The organism is Rhodovulum sp. BSW8, assembly GCF_003314725.1.
GTDB lineage: Bacteria > Pseudomonadota > Alphaproteobacteria > Rhodobacterales > Rhodobacteraceae > Rhodovulum > Rhodovulum visakhapatnamense.
The window spans coordinates 19,357-38,072 of sequence record NZ_QNVX01000003.1 but is presented as its reverse complement, the minus strand read 5'-3'; the positions used below and the strand labels follow the sequence as shown (position 1 = coordinate 38,072).

The following is an 18,716-nucleotide window of genomic DNA, read 5'->3' as shown; positions in this document are numbered from 1 at the left end:
GCCTCGGCGCCGTTTCCATTCCGGAACGAGACGCTTAAAAGGGCGTCGGCATGCCAGAACCAAAAAAGAGGGACGGATGACATGGAACGAATGATCGCGGTGATTGGCGGCTCGGGCGTCTACGACATCGACGGGCTTGAGGACGCGCGTTGGCAGGCGGTGGACACCCCGTGGGGCAAACCCTCGGACGAGATCCTGACCGGCACGCTCGACGGAATTAAGATGGCCTTCCTGCCGCGCCATGGCCGCGGCCATGTGCATTCGCCGACCTCGGTGCCCTACCGCGCCAATATCGACGCGCTGAAACGGATCGGCGCCACCGATGTCGTCTCGGTCTCGGCCTGCGGCTCTTTCCGCGAGGATTTCGCGCCGGGCGAATTCGTCGTGGTCGACCAGTTCGTCGATCGCACCATCGCCCGCGAGAAAAGCTTCTTCGGCGAGGGCTGCGTGGCCCATGTCAGCATGGCCCATCCGACCTGCGCCCGGCTGTCGGCCGCCTGCCTGCAGGCCGCGCGCGACGAGGGCATCACCGTGCATAGCGGCGGGACCTATCTGGCGATGGAAGGTCCGCAATTCTCGACGCTGGCCGAGTCGAAGCTCTATCGCGAAAACTGGGGCTGCGACGTGATCGGCATGACCAACATGCCCGAGGCCAAGCTCGCCCGCGAGGCCGAGCTTTGCTATGCCTCGATCGCGATGGTCACCGATTACGACTGCTGGCATCCCGATCACGATGCGGTCGAGGTGGCCGATATCGTCAAGACGCTGATCGGCAATGCCGAAAAGGCGCGCGGCATGGTCAGCCGCCTGCCCCGGCTGCTGGGCGCCCACAAGCCCTGCGAAAAGGGCTGCGACACCGCGCTTGACCATGCGCTGATCACCGCCCCCGAAAAGCGCGACCCGGCGCTGCTGGCCCGGCTGGATGCGGTCGCGGGCCGCGTGCTCGGCCACTGAGACGCCAGTCACGCCATGCCCGGTCCGCGCGGCCGGGCATGCGCGCCCCTGACTGCAGTGCACTCAGGCCGCCGCGGTCAGCAGAAGTGTCGTCATATAGACGCCATAGCAGATCGCCAGCACCGCCCCCTCGGCCCGCGTGATCCGCCCGCCGGTCCAGGCCACGAGGATCAGCCCGACCGTGGCCGCCAGCATCACCCAGACATCGAACCCGGCGATCCGTTCGGCCACAGCCAGCGGCTGCACCAGCGCGGTCACGCCAAGAATGCCCAGAAGGTTGAAGATGTTGCTGCCGATGACATTGCCGATGGCAACACCGCTTTCGCCCCGCCGGGCCGCCATCAGCGAGGTGACAAGCTCGGGCATCGAGGTGCCGATGGCGACCACGGTCAACCCGATCGCCGCCTCGGACAGGCCCGCCGCGGCCGCAAGCGCCACAGCCCCCGCCACCAGAAGCTTGGCCCCGGCCAGCGTCAGCCCCAGCCCAAGCGCCAACACCGGCAGGGCTGTCCAGGGCCGGTCCAGCGGGCCGAGCGTGTCGGCCTCGGCCTCGTAAACCTCCCCGGCTGCGGTCGTGGCCCGCCGCTCCTGCCAGATCGTGTAAGCAAGATAGGCCACCAGCAGCGCCAGCCCCGCCGCTCCGGCGCCGCGCCCCAGCGCGCCGCCCAGCATCGCCAGCACGGCAAGGCCGGTCGCAAGCGCCAGCGCGCCGCCGTCGCGCCGCAGCGCGGCCGGACAGACCCGCATCGGCCGCACCAGCGCCGCAAGTCCCAGAATGAGAAGGATATTGCCGATATTGCTGCCGACGACATTGCCAAGGGCAATGTCGGGCGCACCGGTCAGCGCCGCCTGCAGGCTCGTCACCAGTTCGGGCGTCGAGGTGCCGAACCCGACGAAGGTCAGCCCGATGATCATCGGCGACACGCCGAAGCGCCGGGCCAGCGCGACCGCGCCGCGCACCAGAAGCTCGCCGCCCGCGATCAGCGCCGCGAGCCCGGCCAGGACCAGAACGATATCCAAGGGAAAACTCCAAGGCCCCGACCCCGCCGACCGCGCCCGGACCCGGGGCGCAGCGCAGCCGACCTAGGATGGCGCCGCGTCCCCTTCAAGGGGCGCAAGGCGCGGTCTTTGGCGCGGCGCCGCTACTTTCGCGGCTCGGAACCGTTCTCGCGCACGAATTTCCGGATAAAGGCCCGGATTTCGCGCGCCGCGCTGGTATCGAGCGCCTTGCAGAGCGCGACGAATTCCTCGCGCTCGTCCTTGTCGAGCCGCAACACCAGCTGACTGTCCTTCTTGCTGCCCTTCTTCCCCATCCGGACCTCACGCCGCCATTGATTTTTGCCTAGGCGATGTATATACATTTTCTATTAACCTCAAGCGGGCACGCATCCACAAGAGAAAAACGGGAAGGGATTGGAAAAATGAATCTTCATGTCGCGCAGACCCTGTTGACGCGGGACCGGATGGACTGGCGCAAACCGCATCTCAACTGGATTTCCGACCGGTTCTACCGCTATTTCATGACCTCGCGCAGCTGATCCGTCGCAGCCGACCCGGGGCTTGCGTCAAACCACGCCCTTGCGGGGGGCACAGCCTTGCGCCAGAACCGGGGCCCGAAGGATCTGAAGCAGAGGGCCCCCGGGATGATCGCCAGCAGCAGCGTCAAGGACTATATCCGTACCATCGTCGATTTCCCCCATGAGGGGATCATGTTTCGCGACGTGACCACGCTTTTCGCCGATCCGCGCGGGTTTCGGATGGCCATCGACCAGTTGCTGAACCCCTATGCCGGGGCGCAGATCGACAAGGTCGTGGGGCTCGAGGCGCGCGGCTTCATCCTTGGCGGCGCCATCGCCCACCAGCTTTCCAAGGGCTTCGTGCCGATCCGCAAGAAAGGCAAGCTTCCGGCCGCAACCATCGCCGAGGAATACAAGCTTGAATATGGCGAGGCGGTGGTCGAGATCCATGACGACGCGCTGGCTCCGGGAGAAAAGGTGCTGATCGTCGACGATCTCCTGGCCACCGGCGGCACCTGCGAGGCAGGCATCAAGCTGTGCGAACGGCTTGGCGCCGAGGTGATCGGCTGCGCCTTCATCGTCGACCTGCCCGATCTCGGCGGCCGCAAGCGGCTGGAAGAGATGGGGATGGACGTGCATACGCTCTGCGCCTACGAGGGCGCCTGACGACGGCGCCGGGGGCGTTGCCCCCGGACCCCCAGGGTATTTCTGCCAAGAAGAAAAGAACGTCGGCTTCTTCTTGGCGAAAATACCCACGACGCGACCGTGCCGTCCGCGCGCGAGATCAGGACAGGGCCCGCAGCACCGCCCCCGGGTTCATGATCCCGGCGGGATCGAGCGCGGCCTTGATCGCCCGCATCGCCGCCAGCCGCGCCGGATCGCCGTAGCGTTCCAGATCCTCGACCTTCATCCGCCCGATCCCGTGTTCGGCGCTGACCGAGCCGTCGAAGGAGGCCACCAGATCGTGGACGCAACGCTTGATGGCGCCGCGGCGCGGCTCGTGATCGGCCCGGGTCTCGCCCGGCATCGGGAAGACGTTGTAATGCAGGTTGCCATCGCCCAGATGGCCGAAGCAGTTGATCCGGAAGCGGCCGATCCGGGCCAGCGCGGGTCCGGCCGCGGCGATGAAGTCGGGGATCGCCGAAAGCGGCACCGAGATGTCGTGGGACGAGATCGCCCCGATCCGCCGATTGGCCTGCGGAATCGATTCGCGCACCATCCAGAAATCGTGCCGCTGCGCCTCGGACTGCGCCACCAGACCGTCCGAGACCAGCCCCGCCTCGAAGGCCTCGGCGAAAAGGCCCTCGAGCGCCGCGCCCGGGTCCTGTCCGGCACCGAGCCCGAGGTCGATCAGCACCGTCCAGTCCGGCGGATCGGCAAAGGGACGGCGCAGGTCGGGCAGGGTCTCGGCGAGGAAGTCGAACCCGGCGCGGTGGATCAGCTCGAAGGCCGAGACCCCCTCGCCCACACGGTCCCGCGCCAGGGCCAGAAGCGCCAGCGCCGCCGCCGGATCGCGCACCGCCAGAAGCGCCGCGCCCGTCCTCGCAGGCCGGGGCGCCAGTTTCAGCGCTGCCGCGGTGATCAGGCCCAGCGTACCCTCGGCCCCGATCAGAAGGTGCCGCAGATCGTAACCGGTATTATCCTTCCGGAGCCGTTTGAGCCCCTTCAGGATCGACCCGTCGGGCAGCACCGCCTCGATCCCGAGGCAGAGATCGCGCGCATTGCCGTAGCGCAGGACATTGACACCCCCGGCATTGGTCGACAGCAGCCCACCGATGCGCGCCGACCCCTCGGAGGCCAGCGACAGCGGAAACAGCCGCCCCGCCGCCTCGGCCGCGTCCTGCACTTCGGTCAGGATGCAGCCCGCCTCGGCGACCAGCACATTCTCGTCGGCATGGACCGCGCGAATGGCCCGCATCCGGTCCAGCGTGACGATGACCGGCGCGGGACCCTCTTCCAGGATCTGCCCGCCGACAAGCCCGGTCCCGCCGCCATAGGGCACGATCCCGACCCGCGCGGCGGCACAGGCGCGCACGATCTCGGCCGCCTCCTCGACCCGGCCGGGCGCCAGCAACAGCCCTCCCTGCCCCCGGAACCGGCCGCGCGGCTCTTCGAGATAGGCGGGCGTCAGTTCTCGGAAGACGGCGGCGGGCAGGCGGGTGCGCAGATCGGCGGCAAAGGCGGCGGTGACGGGGTTCAGCATGGGCGGTCCTTTCCCCCCCGGTGAAGCATGGCCGGACGCCCGCTGGCAAGTCGGTCGGAGACGTCAGTCCGACAGCGGCTCCAATACCGCGACGGTCGGACGCGCGGGCAGCGTGCGGAGCGAGACCTCCAGCGACGAGGTGCCCGGCCGGGTCACCGCGAACTCGTCCGCCATTCCGGCCAGAAAGCGGTCGAGCGTCCGGGGACCGAACCAGTGCATCGGGATCACCACCGAGCTTTTCAGCCGGGTCAGCACCGCGATCATCGAGGGCAGGTCCAGCGTCAGCCGCCCGTCGACCGGCGCCATCACCACGTCGAGCCGCCCGAGCGCCGCGAACTGCGCCTCGTCCGGGATGTGGTGCAGGTGCCCCAGATGCCCGATGCAAAGCCCCGCCACCTCGAAGACGAAGATCGAATTGCCGTTCGGGTGCACCGCCCCGCTGTCATGGCCGCGAATGTCGGTCGGCACGTTGCGCACCAGCATCTCGCCCAGATCGAGGTGATGATCGGCCGCGCCCCCGCCCCTGGCCCAGCCTTCAAGCACATGGGAAATGGCCGGGTCGGGGAAGGCGGTGAAATGGGTCTCGTGGGCATTGTTCATGGTCACAACGTCAGGGGTGACCTGCATCGGGCCGAGATAGCCGGTATAATCGGTCGCCGCCACCAGACCGCCCGGCGTCTCGAGCAGAAAGGTCGCGTGATCGACGAAGGTCAGCCGCACCGTGTTCTCGCCGAGCGGCGTGCCGAAGGACGCGCGGTGCAGATAGGCGATGCCGGGGGCCGCATCGGCGATGGCGATGCAATGGCTGAGCCGCCGGCCCTCGGCAGTGGCGGACGAGGCGGTCAGGACCGCAAGCAGGATCAGGCAAGATCGCAGCATGGCATGCACCTCCCGCCCGGAAAATAGCGCCCGGCCTGCGCCGGTCACGCCCGGGCATTCCGATTTACGCAGCATCAATGCAAGCGTGGCTATCTGCGCCGAGGCCCGGACAGCACGTCCGGCCAGGCGCAGAGGGTTCTCATGCAACTGCCGAAACTCACACCCCCAGCCGACCCCCATGTCGTGCAGGATTTCTTCGTTCCGGTCTTCTGGGGCATCACCGATGCCGACGAGATCGCCGCCTTCGCCCGGGCGATGGCCAAGCGGATGGCGGGCGGCGTCCATTTCGCCGACAATTTCCTCAGCTGGGGGCGCAACAACTCGATGTTCGACGACCAGCCCTTCATGACCGCCTGGCAGGGCAATCTGGGCGATCACGCGATCGACCAGGCCACGGTCTGGCGGCGGTATATCCTGGCCTGCGCGGGCTATCACGCGGTCCAGATCGAGGGCGACTTCGTCGAATGCGGCTGCTATCGCGGCACCGCGGTCAAGGTCGTGGTCGACTACCTGGGCGGGCCGGAATTCCCGCGCCAGTTCTGGGCTTACGACCTTTTCGAACATGACGACAGCGACCCGCATCACGCGATGCCCGAACACGGGCCGGACCTTCACGCCCAGGTACAGGCACGGTTCGCGGGCTATCCGACGGTGCGGATCGTGCGCGGCCGCATCCCCGAGGTCCTGCGGGCCGAGGCGCCGCAGAAGATCTCCTACCTGCATCTCGACCTCAACCAGGTCGGAGCGGAACTTGCCGCGCTGGAGATGCTGTTCGACCGGGTGGTGCCCGGTGGCATCGTCATTCTCGACGATTACGAATGGTCGATGGGCTACCGTCCGCAGAAACTGGCCGAGGACCCGTGGTTCGACGCGCGGAACTACCGGGTCTTCCCGCTGCCGACCGGTCAGGGGCTGGTCCTGAAACGCTAGGCCCCGTGCCGGACGGCCTCAGGCCAGACCGGTCTCGGTCCGGCCGCGCCGGTCGCGGCGAAGGTTCGAATAAAGCACATGGTTGCGCCAGCGCCCGTTGATCTGCAGATAGCTCTGGGCGACGCCTTCGTATTTGAAGCCGCATTTTTCCAGCACCCCGCGCGAGGCGGCGTTCTCGGGCAGGCAGGCGGCCTCGATCCGGCTCAGATCCTTGTGGGTGAAGGCGTACTGCACCAGAGCCTCGATCGCCTCGCGCATATAGCCGTGGCGGGCATGGCATTCGCCGATCCAGTAGCCGAGCGTGCCCGACTGCGAGGGGCCGCGCCGGATGTTGTCAAGCGTGATCGCGCCCAGCAGCGCATCGTCCGACTGGCGAAACAGGAAAAGCGGCACCGCCGACCCTGTGCCCAGCGCCCGCTGCGCCCAGTAGACCCGGTTGGTGAAGGCCTTGCGCGACAGATGGTCGGGCGACCAGGTCGGCTCCCAGGGCGTGAGAAAGCCCATGCTCTCGGCCCTCAGCATCGCCCAGGGCCGGAAATCGGCGTGAACCGGGGGGCGCAGGGTCATGCGCTCGGTCTCGATCCGGACCTTGCGCCTGAACCCCAGCATCAGGCGGCGAGCCTGCCTTGCAGCGCGTCAAGCGCCGGTGCCCCCGAGACGGGGCCGTAAAGGGCCAGCGCCGGACGGGCGGATCCGGCCAGCCGGGCCGCGAATTCGCGCACATCGCCGGTGGTGACCGCGTCGATATTGGCGACCGTCTCCTCGACCCCGGGCACGCGGTCCCAGATCGAGACCAGCCGCGCCAGCCGCTCGGCCCGGTTGGACGGGCTTTCCAGCCCCATCAGCAGCCCCGCCTTCATCTGCACCCGGGCGCGCGCCACCTCGGCGGGGGTCATGTCCTGGGCGGCGCGGGCCAGTTCGGCCATGGTCAGCTCGGCCATCGGCCCGACCTGTTCGGCGCTGGTGCCCGCATAAAGCGTCAGCATCCCGGTATCGGCATAAGCGCCGGTCTGGGCGAAGACGGTATAGCACAGGCCGCGTTTCTCGCGCAGTTCCTGGAACAGCCGCGAGGACATGCCGCCCCCCAGCGCGGTCGAGAAGACCTGCGCGGTATAGATGCCCGGATCGCGATAGCCGGGGCATTCGAAGGCCAGCGCCATATGCGCCTGTTCCAGCGGCTTGATCTCGCGCCGCTCGCCTCCGGCGAACCGTGCGGGCTCCAGCAGGCCGCGCGCGGACGGTGTCTGGCCCGCGAACAACGCCTCGGCCAGACGCACGATCTCGGCGTGATCGACAGCGCCCGCGGCAGCAAGGATCATCCGGTCGGGCGTGTAATGGGTGCCGATGAAACGGAAAAGATCCTCGCGGGTAAAGCCCCGCACCCGTTCGACGGGGCCGAGGATCGAGCGGCCCAGAGCCTGAGCGGGATAGGCGACCTCTTGCAGCCAGTCGAAGATCACGTCGTCGGGCGTGTCGAGCACCTGCCCGATTTCCTGCAGGATCACGCCGCGCTCGACCTCGATTTCGTCCTCGGCGAAAAGCGGGTTCACCAGAATGTCGGCCAGCACATCAAGCGCCAGCGGCACGTCGGCTTCCAGCACCCGGGCGTAATAGGCGGTCATCTCGCGCGAGGTATAGGCGTTGATATAGCCGCCCACATCCTCGATCGCCTCGGCGATCTGAAGCGTCGTGCGCTTTTCGGTGCCCTTGAAGGCCATATGTTCCAGGAAATGGGCGATGCCGTTTTCCTCGGGCTGCTCGTCGCGCCCGCCGGCCATGATCCAGATCCCGATGGCCGCGGATTTCAGACCGGGCATCCGTTCGGTCACGATACGAAATCCGTTTGGCAGCCTGTGCAGCTCGACGCTCAACGCTTGCGCCTTTCATTGATGAGGGCTTCGAGGGCGGCAAGGTCGTTCTCGACCGGGCTCACCCGTTCCGGCCGGTCATACAGATCGGCCATCGACTTGGGAAGGGGGGGCCGCGCGCCGGTGGCGGCCTCGACCGCATCGGGGAATTTCGCGGGGTGCGCCGTCGCGAGCGTCACCATCGGCGCGGCCGAGGCGGGCTGGTCGGCCGCCACCTTCACGCCGACCGCCGTATGCGGGCAGATCGTCAGCCCGGTCGCGGCGAAGGTCGCGCGGATCGTGTCGGTGGTCTCGGCCTCGGAGGCACGCCCCGAGGCAAAGGTCTCGCGCAGGAATTCCAGCGCGCCCTGGCTGATGGCGAACCCGCCCTTCGCCTTCAGATCCTCCATCTGGCCCGCCACGGCGGCACCGTCGCGGCCATAGGCCTCGAACAAGGCGCGCTCGAAGTTCGAGGACACCTGAATGTCCATCGACGGGCTGATCGAGGGCGCGACGCCCTTCGTTTCATAGGCCCCACCCGTCAGCGCCCGGTGCAGGATGTCGTTCTGGTTGGTGGCGATCACCAGCTTCTCGACGGGCAGGCCCATGCGCTGTGCGATATAGCCCGCGAAGATGTCGCCGAAATTGCCGGTCGGCACGGTGAAGCGGACCGGGCGGTGCGGCGCGCCCAGGCTGACGGCAGAGGTGAAGTAATAGACGACCTGGGCCAGCACCCGCGCCCAGTTGATCGAGTTGACGCCCGCAAGCCCGACCGCGTCGCGGAACTCGAAATGGTTGAACATGTCCTTCAGCCGCGCCTGGCAATCGTCGAAGTCGCCCTTCAAGGCCAGCGCATGGACATTGTCCTCGGCGGGGGTGGTCATCTGGCGCCGCTGCACCTCCGAGACCCGGCCCTCGGGGAAGAGGATGAAGACATCGACATTGGACAGGCCGCGGAAGGCCTCGATGGCAGCCGAGCCGGTATCGCCCGAGGTTGCCCCGACGATGGTCACCCGCTGGCCCGAGCGTTCGAGCGCCGCCTGGAACAGCTGGCCGATCAGCTGCATCGCGAAATCCTTGAAGGCCAGCGTAGGCCCGTGGAACAGCTCCAGCAGGAACTGGTTCGGGCCGATCTGGGCCAGCGGCGCGCGGGCGGCGTGGGTAAAACCCGCATAGGCGCGGGCGATGATCGCCTCGAAGTCCGCGTCGGTGAACGTGTCGCCCACGAAGGGGCGCATCACCCGGAACGCGGCCTCTTCATAGGAAAGCCCGGCAAGCGCGGCGATGGCCTCGGGGGTCATCGTGGGCACGGTCTCGGGCACGTACAGCCCGCCGTCACGGGCCAGCCCGGTCAGCATTGCCTCTTCGAAACTCAGGACCGGGGCCTGCCCCCGGGTCGACACATAACGCATTGACTGCTCTTTCCCTCAACCTGACGCGTGATACGCCAGACGCCGGGCCATGTCACCCCGCGGCGCGGCCCACCGACGATCGGGGAAGCGACGCAGGGCGAGGGGTGCACGACCGACCGCTACAGCGCGCAGAGGCCGCCAGCCGGGCGACACTGCGGCAAACTGAGGTCTGCAGGTGCATTGCGGTTTCCGATAAACAAGAAATCCGGCGCTGCGGGAGCGCGCAGCGCCGGACTCTTGATGGGTCTGGCCCGGCAATCGCCGGTCCCCTAAAGGCCCATGTGGAGCGACATGGGCCTATTCCCCGGTTCCCTGACGTGACGCCTTGCGCCATCGTTGCAGTGGATCGCGACTGGATCGCGTCGCACCGTTGCATCTTGGGATCAGAGAAACATATTGAGCGGGGCGGCACAAGCGAAACCTGCGACATTCTGCCGCTTTTTCCAAAGCCCGCCCCGCGCCAGTTCAGGAGATCCCATGCAACACCCCCCGTTCCGCCCCTTCGAGACCGCGCTGGACCGCGACCGGGCGCTGTTGCTTTTGCAGGCGGCAACGCTTGGGGCCGATGATGGCGAGCTGTTTCTGGAACGGCGCCGTTCGGAGGTTCTAAGCTTCGACGACGGGCGGCTCAGGACGGCCAGCTACGATGCCTCCGAGGGGTTCGGCCTGCGCGCCGTCCGGGGCGAGGCTGCGGGCTATGCCCATTCCACCGAAATTTCCGAAGCCGCGCTGAAACGCGCGGTCGAGACGGCGCGGCTGGCCGTGGCCGATGGCGGCGCGTCGCTGGCGCTGGGGCCGCAGCCGACCAACCGGCGGCTTTACACCGATGCCGACCCGCTGGCCGAGGCCCCTTTCGCGCTGAAGATCGACACGCTTCGCGAGATCGACGCCTTCGCCCGGGCGCTCGACCCGCGCGTGGTGCAGGTGACCGCCTCGGTTGCCGCCTCGTTGCAGGAGGTCGCGATCCTGCGGCCCGACGGGAGGCTGCTGTCCGACATCCGGCCGATGACCCGGCTGAACGTCTCGGTGATCGTCGAAGAGAACGGTCATCGCGAATCGGGCAGCCATGGCGGCGGCGGCCGCACCGGGCTGGCCGGGCTGATCGACCGCGCCTCCTGGGAGGCCTCGGCGCGCGAGGCGCTGCGCGTCGCGCTGGTCAATCTGGACGCCGAGCCCTCCCCTGCCGGAACCATGGATGTGGTGCTGGGCCCCGGCTGGCCCGGCATCCTGCTGCACGAGGCGGTGGGCCACGGGCTCGAGGGCGACTTCAACCGCAAGGGCAGTTCGGCCTTTGCCGGGCTGATGGGCCAGCAGGTGGCGGCGAAGGGCGTGACCGTTCTGGACGACGGCACGATCCCCGACCGGCGCGGCTCGATCACCTTCGACGACGAGGGCACGCCCTCGAACCGCACCGTGCTGATCGAGGACGGCGTGCTGGTGGGCTACATGCAGGACCGCCAGAACGCCCGGCTGATGGGGGTTGCGCCCACCGGCAACGGGCGGCGCGAAAGCTATGCCCATCCGCCGATGCCGCGGATGACCAATACCTGCATGCTGGGCGGCGACGCCGCGCCCGCCGACATCCTGGCCGATCTGAAGGACGGGATCTATGCGGTCGGCTTCGGCGGCGGGCAGGTGGACATTACCAATGGCAAGTTCGTCTTCAGCTGCACCGAGGCCTATCGGGTGAAGAACGGCAAGCTCGGCGCCCCGGTCAAGGGCGCCACGCTGATCGGCGACGGCCCCGCCGCGATGAAGCAGATTCGCGCCATCGGCAACGACATGGCGCTGGACCCGGGAATCGGCAACTGCGGCAAGGCCGGACAATGGGTGCCGGTGGGCGTCGGCCAGCCGACTCTGCTGATCGGCGGGCTGACCGTGGGCGGCGCCGGGGCCTGAGGCGGCATTTCCCCAGTGCATTAAGGGCTTGACGCCGTGTCGGGCGCGCGGGCCGGACATCAGATAGGAAGACTTCGCGTAAAAGGTGAAATTCTCGATTCCGTTCACCTTGTATTAACCCATTCCGCTGCACATTGGCCTCACGGATGAGCGGAGCTGCGAAACGTGGAGATTGTTTCTTCCTACCACCCCCTCGCACCACCCACCCGGGAAGACTCCCTGGTTACGTGGCTTCGTCTCATCCGGTCGCGCCGTGTCGGCGCGACCACTTTTTTCAGGCTGATCGAGGATCATGGCAGTGCCGCGGCAGCGCTCGATGCCCTGCCGCGGATCGCCGAGGAAGCAGGCGTCGAGGACTACGCGCCCTGCTCGCAAGAGACCGCCCGGGCAGAGATCGCCCGTGCCCGCAAGGCCGGTGCCGTCGCGGTGCTGCATGGCAGCCCCGCCTACCCCCCCGCCCTTCTGGACCTGCCCGACGCGCCGCCCGTGCTGTGGGCGCTGGGTCACACCGATCTGCTGCACCGGCCGATGGTGGCGCTGGTCGGCGCCCGCAACGCCTCGTCGCTGGGGCTGCGCATGGCCCGGCGGCTGGCCGAGGGACTGGCCGGGGCGGGCTATGTCATCGTCTCGGGGCTTGCGCGCGGGATCGACCGCGCCGCCCATATCGCGGCTCTGGAAACCGGCACCATCGCCGTGCAGGCGGGCGGGATCGACGTGCCCTACCCGGTCGAAAATACCGGGCTTGCCAATGAAATCGCGCAACTGGGCCTGCGGCTGTCCGAACAGCCCCCCGGGCTCGACCCGCAGGCGCGGCATTTCCCGCAGCGCAACCGCATCATTTCGGGCCTCGCCCGCGCCGTCGTCGTGGTCGAGGCCGCCGCGCGCTCGGGCAGCCTGATCACCGCCCGATCCGCGCTCGATCAGGGCCGCGATGTGCTGGCGGTGCCCGGTCATCCCTTCGATGCCCGCGCCTCGGGCTGCAACATGCTGATCCGGGACGGCGCCGTGCTGGTGCGCCATCCCGACGATGTGCTCGAGGCGCTCGGCCCCGCCCCTTCCCTGACCGAGGCACGGCAACCCGAGGCCCCCGCGCCGCGGGCAAGGCCACGGGTGACCGAGGTGCCCGAAACCCCCGCCGCGCACCATCGCGTCCCGGCCGACCCGGCCGTGCTGCATGCCCGCATCCTCGACCGGCTCGGCCCCTCGCCCTTGGCCGAAGACCAGCTGATCCGCGATCTCGGCCTTCCTGCGGGCGCCGTGACCCCCGAACTGGTTACGCTGGAACTCGACGGCCGGATCGCCCGCGCGCCCGGCGGGCTTCTGTCGCGCACCCGCTGAACGGCCCGTCACAGCCCCGATCCGATCTGACGCAGCGGAGCCTCAACCCAGAGGCGAATCCCGCCCGTCATCCAGCCGTGCATTGACATTCGCGGCCTCCCCCCCACATCTTGCGCCGCCAAGGCACCCGCCCCCCGAGTCGAGAGAAATCCATGCCCGTCGTCGTCGTCGAGTCCCCGGCCAAAGCCAAGACAATCAACAAGTATCTGGGCTCCGATTACACGGTTCTCGCGTCCTATGGCCATGTCCGCGACCTGCCGCCCAAGGATGGATCGGTCGACCCCGAGCACGGCTTCGAGATGACCTGGGAGGTCGCCTCGGACAGCAAGAAGCACGTGAAGGCCATCGCCGACGCGCTGAAGGACGACAATGCGCTGATCCTCGCCACCGACCCCGATCGCGAGGGCGAGGCGATTTCCTGGCACCTAGAAGAGACCCTGCGCGCCCGCCGGGCGATCAAGAAGGACACGCCGGTCAGCCGCGTCGTCTTCAACGCCATCACCAAATCGGCGGTGACCGAGGCGATGAAGAACCCGCGCACCGTCGATGAACCGCTGGTCCATGCCTACCTGGCACGCCGCGCGCTGGATTATCTTGTGGGCTTCAACCTGTCGCCGGTCCTGTGGCGCAAGCTGCCGGGCGCGAAATCGGCGGGCCGGGTCCAGTCGGTCTGCCTGCGGCTGATCGTCGAGCGCGAGATGGAGATCGAGGCCTTCCGTGCCCGCGAATACTGGACGGTCGCGGCGGTGCTGGAAACGCCCCGCGGCCAGAGCTTCGAGGCGCGGCTGGTCACGCTGGGCGGCCAGAAGCTCGACAAGTTCGACCTGACCACCGCGACCGATGCCGAACTGGCGGTCAAGGCCATCGACAGCCGCGACTTCACCGTCGCCTCGGTCGAGGCCAAGCCCGGCACCCGGAACCCCGCGCCGCCCTTCATGACCTCGACCCTGCAGCAGGAAGCCAGCCGCAAGTTCGGCTTTGGCGCGCGCCAGACGATGCAGGCGGCGCAGCGGCTTTACGAGGCGGGCATCATCACCTACATGCGGACCGACGGGATCGACATGGCGCCCGAGGCGGTGATGGCTGCGCGCGACGCGATCAAGGACCGCTACGGCGCGGACTACGTGCCGAAATCGCCGCGGATGTACAAGAACAAGGCCAAGAACGCGCAGGAAGCGCATGAATGCATCCGGCCGACCGAGATGACCCGCGATCCGTCCAAGCTGAAGGTGACGGATGACGACCAGCGCAAGCTTTACGATCTGATCTGGAAGCGCACCATCGCCAGCCAGATGGAGGCCGCGCGGCTGGAACGCACCACCGTCGAGGTGGAAAGCGCCGACCATCAGGTCGCGCTGCGCGCCACCGGCCAGGTGGTGATGTTCGACGGCTTCCTCAAGGTCTACGAGGAAGGCCGCGACGACGTCGAGGAAGGCGACGACAAGCGCCTGCCGCAGATCATGCAGGGCGAGAAGGCCAAGCCGGCTCCGGCGGATCGTTACGCCGTCGAATACTCTAATCTGGCGGCACCGGACCGGGTCGATTTCGAGCCGCCCCTGGTCGAGGAAGAGGAATGGCTGCTTCGTTGTGATCGTGCGATTCTCAATGGCGATAAAGCGATCCTCGCCCAGCAGCACTTCACCCAGCCGCCGCCGCGCTACACCGAGGCGACGCTGGTCAAGCGGATGGAAGAGCTCGGCATCGGGCGGCCCTCGACCTATGCCTCGATCGTCACCACGATCCAGGACCGCGGCTATGTGCTGAAGGACAAGAACCGGCTGATCCCCGAGGACAAGGGGCGGCTGGTGACGGCCTTCCTGTCGAATTATTTCAGCCGCTACGTGGGTTACGAATTCACCGCCAATCTGGAGGATGAACTCGACGACGTCTCGGCCGGCGCGCGCGACTATCACGAGGTGCTGGACCGGTTCTGGAAGGATTTCTCGGCCGCCATCGCTGAAACCGCCGACCTGCGCATTTCCGAGGTTCTGGAAAAGATCGACGAGGTTCTGGCGCCGCATCTTTACCCGCCGCGCGAGGACGGGTCCGATCCGCGCATCTGCCCCAAATGCGGGGCGGGGCGGCTGAACCTCAAGACCGCGCGGTCGGGCGGCGCCTTCATCGGCTGCACGAACTATCCCGACTGCCGCTATACCCGCTCGCTTTCGGCGGTGAACGGCGATGACGGGTCCGAGCTTGACGGCAAGGTTCTGGGCCATGACGGCGAGGACGAGATCAGCCTGCGCATCGGCCGTTTCGGCCCCTATGTGCAGCGCGGCGAGGCCACCGAAGAGGTGCCGAAACCGCCGCGCGCCAGCCTGCCCAAGGGCTGGAAACCCGAAGAGATCGACCTCGACAAGGCGCTGATGCTGTTGAGCCTGCCGCGCGAGATCGGGCCGCACCCCGAGGATGGCGAGACCGTCGAGGCCGGGATCGGGCGCTATGGCCCCTTCGTCAAGCATGGCAAGAAATACGCCAACCTGCCCGATGTCGAGGAAGTCTTCACCATCGGCATGAACCGCGCGGTCGAGGTACTGGCCCAGAAGAAGACCCGGGGCGGCGGCACGGCCGCGAAACCGCTGCGCCAGCTGGGCGAACATCCGGAAAAAGGCGGTGCCATCGACGTGATGGCCGGGCGGTACGGGCCTTATGTCAAATGGGAAAAGGTCAACGCGACCCTGCCCAAGGATGTGGAACCGGGCGATGTGACGCTGGAACAGGCGGTCGAGCTGATCGACGCGAAGGCCGCCAAGGGCGGCAAGACCAAGGCCAAGGCGGCCCCCGCCAAGACGGCGAAGGCGCCCAAGGCTGCGGGCAAGACAGCCAAGAAGGCGACCGCCAAGACCGCATCGGCCAAGACCGCATCGGCCAAGACCGCAAAGCCCACTGCGCGCACGAAATCGACCAAGGCGGCGGAATAGCCGCCGACCGTCCACGCGCGCCACCCGCCCTTACGCAACGTCAGCGCGCGATCCGGTGAGCGGAGTTGATTGGCAAGTCCGCGCGCCGCGCCCCAGTTTGCCCGGGATAAGAACCCGGAGCAGGCCAGGGGGCATTCCATGACAGACCGGACATTTTCGCGCCGCGCGGCGCTTGTGACGCTGGGCGCCGGACTGGGGGCGCCCGCGCTTCTGAGGGCCGAGCCCGCGCCGATGGCCCGCCGCAATATCTCGAGCTTTGCGCGGCAGGACTGGCGCGACCATTTCGACCGGCTCGGCAAGGCGGTGATCGTGGCCGATACCAGCTCACGCGCGCTGCATTTCTGGTCCGGGGACGGCACAGACTACCGGATCTACCCGACCTCGGTGCCGATCAGCGAGGACCTGACCAAACGCGGCTATACCGAAGTCGTGCGCAAGAAGGTCGGCCCCGACTGGACCCCGACCCCCTCGATGGTCGAGCGCAATCCCGATCTGCGCTACATGCCGCCCGGCCCCGGAAACCCGCTTGGGACGCATGCGATGTATCTGTCCTGGCCCGCCTATCTCATTCACGGCACGCATGACACACGCAAGATCGGCCGGCCCTCCTCGGACGGCTGCATCGGCCTTTACAACGACATGATCGCCGAGCTTTACGACATCACCCCCATAGGCACCCGGGTCCGGATCATCTGATTGGCACCGTGCCGCGAGAGCGCAGTCGATTGACTCCCCCGTGACCGTTCGTCACAACTTCAGCCAGAGGAGCAGAGGGGAGACTTTCATGCAGAAGATCTACGGCACTGCCGCCGAGGCCCTGGACGGGCTCTTGTTCGACGGCATGCTCATCGCCGCGGGCGGTTTCGGGCTGTGCGGCATACCGGAGCTTCTGATCAAGGCGATCCGCGAGGCAGGCACGAAGGATCTGACCTTCGCCTCGAACAATGCCGGCGTCGACGATTTCGGGATTGGCCTCCTGCTGCAGACCCGCCAGGTCAGGAAGATGATCTCGTCCTATGTCGGCGAGAATGCCGAATTCATGCGGCAATACCTGTCGGGCGAACTGGAACTGGAATTCAACCCCCAGGGCACGCTGGCCGAACGGATGCGGGCGGGCGGCGCCGGGATTCCGGGCTTCTACACCAAGACCGGCGTCGGCACCGTCATCGCCGAGGGCAAGGAACATAAAGACTTCGACGGCGAGACCTATATCCTCGAACGCGGGATCGTGGCCGACCTGTCCATCGTCAAGGCCTGGAAGGCCGACGAGACCGGCAACCTCGTCTTCCGCAAGACCGCCCGCAACTTCAACCCGCCCGCCGCGATGTGCGGCAAGGTCTGCGTCTGCGAGGTCGAGGAGATCGTGCCGGTGGGCAGTCTCGAGCCCGACCAGATCCACCTGCCGGGGATCTACGTGCACCGCCTGATCCAGGGCGACCACGAAAAACGGATCGAACAGCGCACCACGCGCGCGGCGTAAAGGGGGAATAGGTATGGCCTGGGACCGCAACCGGATGGCGGCGCGCGCCGCCGAGGAACTCAAGGACGGGATGTATGTCAATCTGGGCATCGGCATTCCGACGCTGGTGGCCAATTACATCCCCGAGGGCGTGAACGTCACGCTGCAATCGGAAAACGGGATGCTGGGGATCGGCCCCTTCCCGGTCGAGGGCGAGGAGGACCCCGACCTCATCAATGCCGGCAAGCAGACCATCACCGAGCTGCCGCATTCGGCCTATTTCGACAGCGCCACCAGCTTCGGCATGATCCGGGGCGGCAAGATCGCGATGGCGATCCTCGGCGCGATGGAAGTGGCCGAAAACGGCGACCTGGCGAACTGGATGATCCCCGGCAAGCTGGTCAAGGGCATGGGCGGCGCGATGGACCTGGTCGCGGGCGTCGGCCGGGTGGTGGTGGTGATGGACCACACCAACAAGCATGGCGAATCGAAGGTCCTGAAGGCCTGCACCCTGCCGCTGACCGGGACCGGGGTCGTGAACCGGATCATCACCAATCTCGGCGTGCTCGACGTGGTCGAGGGCGGGCTGAGGATCGTCGAATGTGCGGACGGCGTCACCGAGGACGAAATCCGCGCCGCGACCGAGGCCCGCATCGTCGACTGACCGGTCCTCCTGTCGGACATGAAGAAGGCCGCGCCGGTGTCCCGGTGCGGCCTTTTTGCAGTTCACCTCTCCGGCACGGGCGGTGCGCTCTGGCACCTTCCGTGCGGGTCGGGCGGAACTCGTCAGAGCCCTGCCCTCTGCAGATCAGTCAGCGTTCGCAGCCAGTTCGGCGGCGATTTCGGCAACGCGGGCGTTGGCGATTTTTTCGTTCGCCGGGCCGTTGTCGCGGTAGCCGACAACCGAGGTGTAGCCGTTATCGCTGGCTTTCGCATGGGCGGCCACGATCCGGGCGACGCGCGCATCGGCATAGCCCGAGGTCGACATGCTGACATTGGTCGCCGGCGCGGCGGTGTCGAAGCGCACCCAGCCATTCACGCCGTCTTTCTCGGCGGCCGCTTTCAGCTCGATCAGCTGGTTGAGCGAGTAGGCGCCGGGCTGGACGCTCAGGTCCTGTTCCAGCTGCGACTGGGCAAAGACGGGCGCAGAGAGGGCGACAAGAGCGGCGGCGGTAAGAGCAAGAGTTTTCATCGTTTCGTTCCTTGTGTGCTTGTTATGACGGCTTGTTGCCGTCCGATGAGGCATAAATGGCATGAGCCCTTCCCAATTTCAAAGCACAAAAGCTTGTGTATTCCGTGTAGATGGTGCGTTATCGCACATACAAATGTCAGAAATCAGCCAGCCGGACCGAGGTGC

The 18,716-nt window shown here is 67.2% G+C and carries 17 protein-coding genes; 9 read left to right on the top strand and 8 right to left on the bottom strand.

What is annotated here, in order from left to right; genetic code table 11:
• Nucleotides 1–81: 81 nt before the first annotated feature.
• On the top strand, nt 82–954 hold the full coding sequence (locus tag DSD19_RS00715) for an S-methyl-5'-thioadenosine phosphorylase (protein WP_113668184.1): 873 nt from the start codon (nt 82–84) through the stop codon (nt 952–954).
• A 63-nt stretch (nt 955–1,017) separates the two neighbouring features.
• On the opposite strand, the gene DSD19_RS00710 is transcribed toward DSD19_RS00715, so the two are convergent.
• Together DSD19_RS00710 and DSD19_RS21570 are read right to left on the bottom strand one after the other, a co-directional pair.
• Nucleotides 1,018–1,974 (bottom strand): calcium/sodium antiporter, encoded by a 957-nt coding sequence (locus tag DSD19_RS00710; RefSeq protein WP_113668183.1) that lies wholly within the window; start codon nt 1,972–1,974, stop codon nt 1,018–1,020.
• A 122-nt stretch (nt 1,975–2,096) separates the two neighbouring features.
• Nucleotides 2,097–2,267, bottom strand: a complete 171-nt coding sequence (locus tag DSD19_RS21570; protein WP_165828009.1) for a hypothetical protein — start codon at nt 2,265–2,267, stop codon at nt 2,097–2,099.
• A 330-nt stretch (nt 2,268–2,597) separates the two neighbouring features.
• Here DSD19_RS21570 and DSD19_RS00705 point away from each other — a divergent pair, with 330 nt between their 5' ends.
• A complete protein-coding gene (locus DSD19_RS00705; protein ID WP_075786220.1) occupies nt 2,598–3,137 on the top strand; it encodes an adenine phosphoribosyltransferase in 540 nt (179 codons plus the stop codon).
• Nucleotides 3,138–3,255: 118 nt separating this feature from the next.
• Here DSD19_RS00705 and DSD19_RS00700 read toward each other — a convergent pair whose 3' ends face one another.
• Together DSD19_RS00700 and DSD19_RS00695 are read right to left on the bottom strand one after the other, a co-directional pair.
• Nucleotides 3,256–4,674: an FAD-binding oxidoreductase gene (locus DSD19_RS00700; protein WP_113668182.1), complete on the bottom strand. Its 1,419-nt coding sequence runs from the start codon at nt 4,672–4,674 to the stop codon at nt 3,256–3,258.
• Between the two features lie 63 nt (nt 4,675–4,737).
• A complete protein-coding gene (locus DSD19_RS00695) occupies nt 4,738–5,553 on the bottom strand; it encodes an MBL fold metallo-hydrolase (RefSeq protein WP_113668181.1) in 816 nt (271 codons plus the stop codon).
• 141 nt (nt 5,554–5,694) lie between these two features.
• Between DSD19_RS00695 and DSD19_RS00690 the strand changes: the two genes are divergently transcribed.
• On the top strand, nt 5,695–6,483 hold the full coding sequence (locus DSD19_RS00690; protein ID WP_075786223.1) for a TylF/MycF/NovP-related O-methyltransferase: 789 nt from the start codon (nt 5,695–5,697) through the stop codon (nt 6,481–6,483).
• An 18-nt stretch (nt 6,484–6,501) separates the two neighbouring features.
• Here the strand turns inward: DSD19_RS00690 and DSD19_RS00685 are convergent, their stop codons facing one another.
• Genes DSD19_RS00685 through thrC form a run of 3 tightly spaced genes read right to left on the bottom strand, consistent with a single transcriptional unit; the run spans nt 6,502 to nt 9,742 of the window.
• On the bottom strand, nt 6,502–7,092 hold the full coding sequence (locus DSD19_RS00685; protein ID WP_075786224.1) for a GNAT family N-acetyltransferase: 591 nt from the start codon (nt 7,090–7,092) through the stop codon (nt 6,502–6,504).
• Complete coding sequence (locus DSD19_RS00680) at nt 7,092–8,354, bottom strand: pitrilysin family protein (protein ID WP_113668180.1); 1,263 nt, start codon at nt 8,352–8,354, stop codon at nt 7,092–7,094. The genes DSD19_RS00685 and DSD19_RS00680 overlap by 1 nt, the downstream gene beginning before the upstream one ends.
• A complete protein-coding gene (gene thrC / locus DSD19_RS00675; RefSeq protein ID WP_113668179.1) occupies nt 8,351–9,742 on the bottom strand; it encodes a threonine synthase in 1,392 nt (463 codons plus the stop codon). The genes DSD19_RS00680 and thrC overlap by 4 nt, the downstream gene beginning before the upstream one ends.
• A gap of 477 nt (nt 9,743–10,219) precedes the next feature.
• Here thrC and tldD point away from each other — a divergent pair, with 477 nt between their 5' ends.
• The 6 genes from tldD (at nt 10,220) to DSD19_RS00645 (ending at nt 18,023) form a co-directional block, all read left to right on the top strand.
• Entirely contained in the window at nt 10,220–11,641 is a 1,422-nt protein-coding gene (gene tldD, locus DSD19_RS00670) for a metalloprotease TldD (RefSeq protein WP_113668178.1), read from the top strand.
• Between the two features lie 171 nt (nt 11,642–11,812).
• Complete coding sequence (gene dprA / locus DSD19_RS00665) at nt 11,813–12,979, top strand: DNA-processing protein DprA (RefSeq protein WP_243627600.1); 1,167 nt, start codon at nt 11,813–11,815, stop codon at nt 12,977–12,979.
• Between the two features lie 152 nt (nt 12,980–13,131).
• On the top strand, nt 13,132–15,900 hold the full coding sequence (topA, locus tag DSD19_RS00660) for a type I DNA topoisomerase (protein WP_113668177.1): 2,769 nt from the start codon (nt 13,132–13,134) through the stop codon (nt 15,898–15,900).
• 138 nt (nt 15,901–16,038) lie between these two features.
• Nucleotides 16,039–16,596, top strand: a complete 558-nt coding sequence (locus DSD19_RS00655; RefSeq protein ID WP_108024531.1) for a L,D-transpeptidase — start codon at nt 16,039–16,041, stop codon at nt 16,594–16,596.
• A gap of 88 nt (nt 16,597–16,684) precedes the next feature.
• Nucleotides 16,685–17,380 (top strand): CoA transferase subunit A, encoded by a 696-nt coding sequence (locus DSD19_RS00650; protein WP_108024529.1) that lies wholly within the window; start codon nt 16,685–16,687, stop codon nt 17,378–17,380.
• A gap of 13 nt (nt 17,381–17,393) precedes the next feature.
• The gene (locus DSD19_RS00645; protein WP_075786232.1) at nt 17,394–18,023 is read left to right on the top strand and encodes a 3-oxoacid CoA-transferase subunit B; all 630 of its coding nucleotides are present in this window, start codon (nt 17,394–17,396) and stop codon (nt 18,021–18,023) included.
• 144 nt (nt 18,024–18,167) lie between these two features.
• Here DSD19_RS00645 and DSD19_RS00640 read toward each other — a convergent pair whose 3' ends face one another.
• Entirely contained in the window at nt 18,168–18,551 is a 384-nt protein-coding gene (locus DSD19_RS00640) for a hypothetical protein (protein ID WP_075786233.1), read from the bottom strand.
• Between the last annotated feature and the right edge of the window lie 165 nt (nt 18,552–18,716).

Bases quoted from the DNA above. Each gene is read 5' to 3' on its own strand.
- thrC (WP_113668179.1), bottom strand. From the start codon at position 9,742: ATGCGTTATGTGTCGACCCGGGGGCAGGCCCCGGTCCTGAGTTTCGAA.
- DSD19_RS00640 (WP_075786233.1), bottom strand. From the start codon at position 18,551: ATGAAAACTCTTGCTCTTACCGCCGCCGCTCTTGTCGCCCTCTCTGCG.
- DSD19_RS00655 (WP_108024531.1), top strand. From the start codon at position 16,039: ATGACAGACCGGACATTTTCGCGCCGCGCGGCGCTTGTGACGCTGGGC.
- DSD19_RS00700 (WP_113668182.1), bottom strand. From the start codon at position 4,674: ATGCTGAACCCCGTCACCGCCGCCTTTGCCGCCGATCTGCGCACCCGC.
- topA (WP_113668177.1), top strand. From the start codon at position 13,132: ATGCCCGTCGTCGTCGTCGAGTCCCCGGCCAAAGCCAAGACAATCAAC.
- DSD19_RS00695 (WP_113668181.1), bottom strand. From the start codon at position 5,553: ATGCTGCGATCTTGCCTGATCCTGCTTGCGGTCCTGACCGCCTCGTCC.
- DSD19_RS00705 (WP_075786220.1), top strand. From the start codon at position 2,598: ATGATCGCCAGCAGCAGCGTCAAGGACTATATCCGTACCATCGTCGAT.
- tldD (WP_113668178.1), top strand. From the start codon at position 10,220: ATGCAACACCCCCCGTTCCGCCCCTTCGAGACCGCGCTGGACCGCGAC.
- DSD19_RS00645 (WP_075786232.1), top strand. From the start codon at position 17,394: ATGGCCTGGGACCGCAACCGGATGGCGGCGCGCGCCGCCGAGGAACTC.
- DSD19_RS00685 (WP_075786224.1), bottom strand. From the start codon at position 7,092: ATGCTGGGGTTCAGGCGCAAGGTCCGGATCGAGACCGAGCGCATGACC.
- DSD19_RS21570 (WP_165828009.1), bottom strand. From the start codon at position 2,267: ATGGGGAAGAAGGGCAGCAAGAAGGACAGTCAGCTGGTGTTGCGGCTC.
- DSD19_RS00650 (WP_108024529.1), top strand. From the start codon at position 16,685: ATGCAGAAGATCTACGGCACTGCCGCCGAGGCCCTGGACGGGCTCTTG.
- DSD19_RS00690 (WP_075786223.1), top strand. From the start codon at position 5,695: ATGCAACTGCCGAAACTCACACCCCCAGCCGACCCCCATGTCGTGCAG.
- DSD19_RS00715 (WP_113668184.1), top strand. From the start codon at position 82: ATGGAACGAATGATCGCGGTGATTGGCGGCTCGGGCGTCTACGACATC.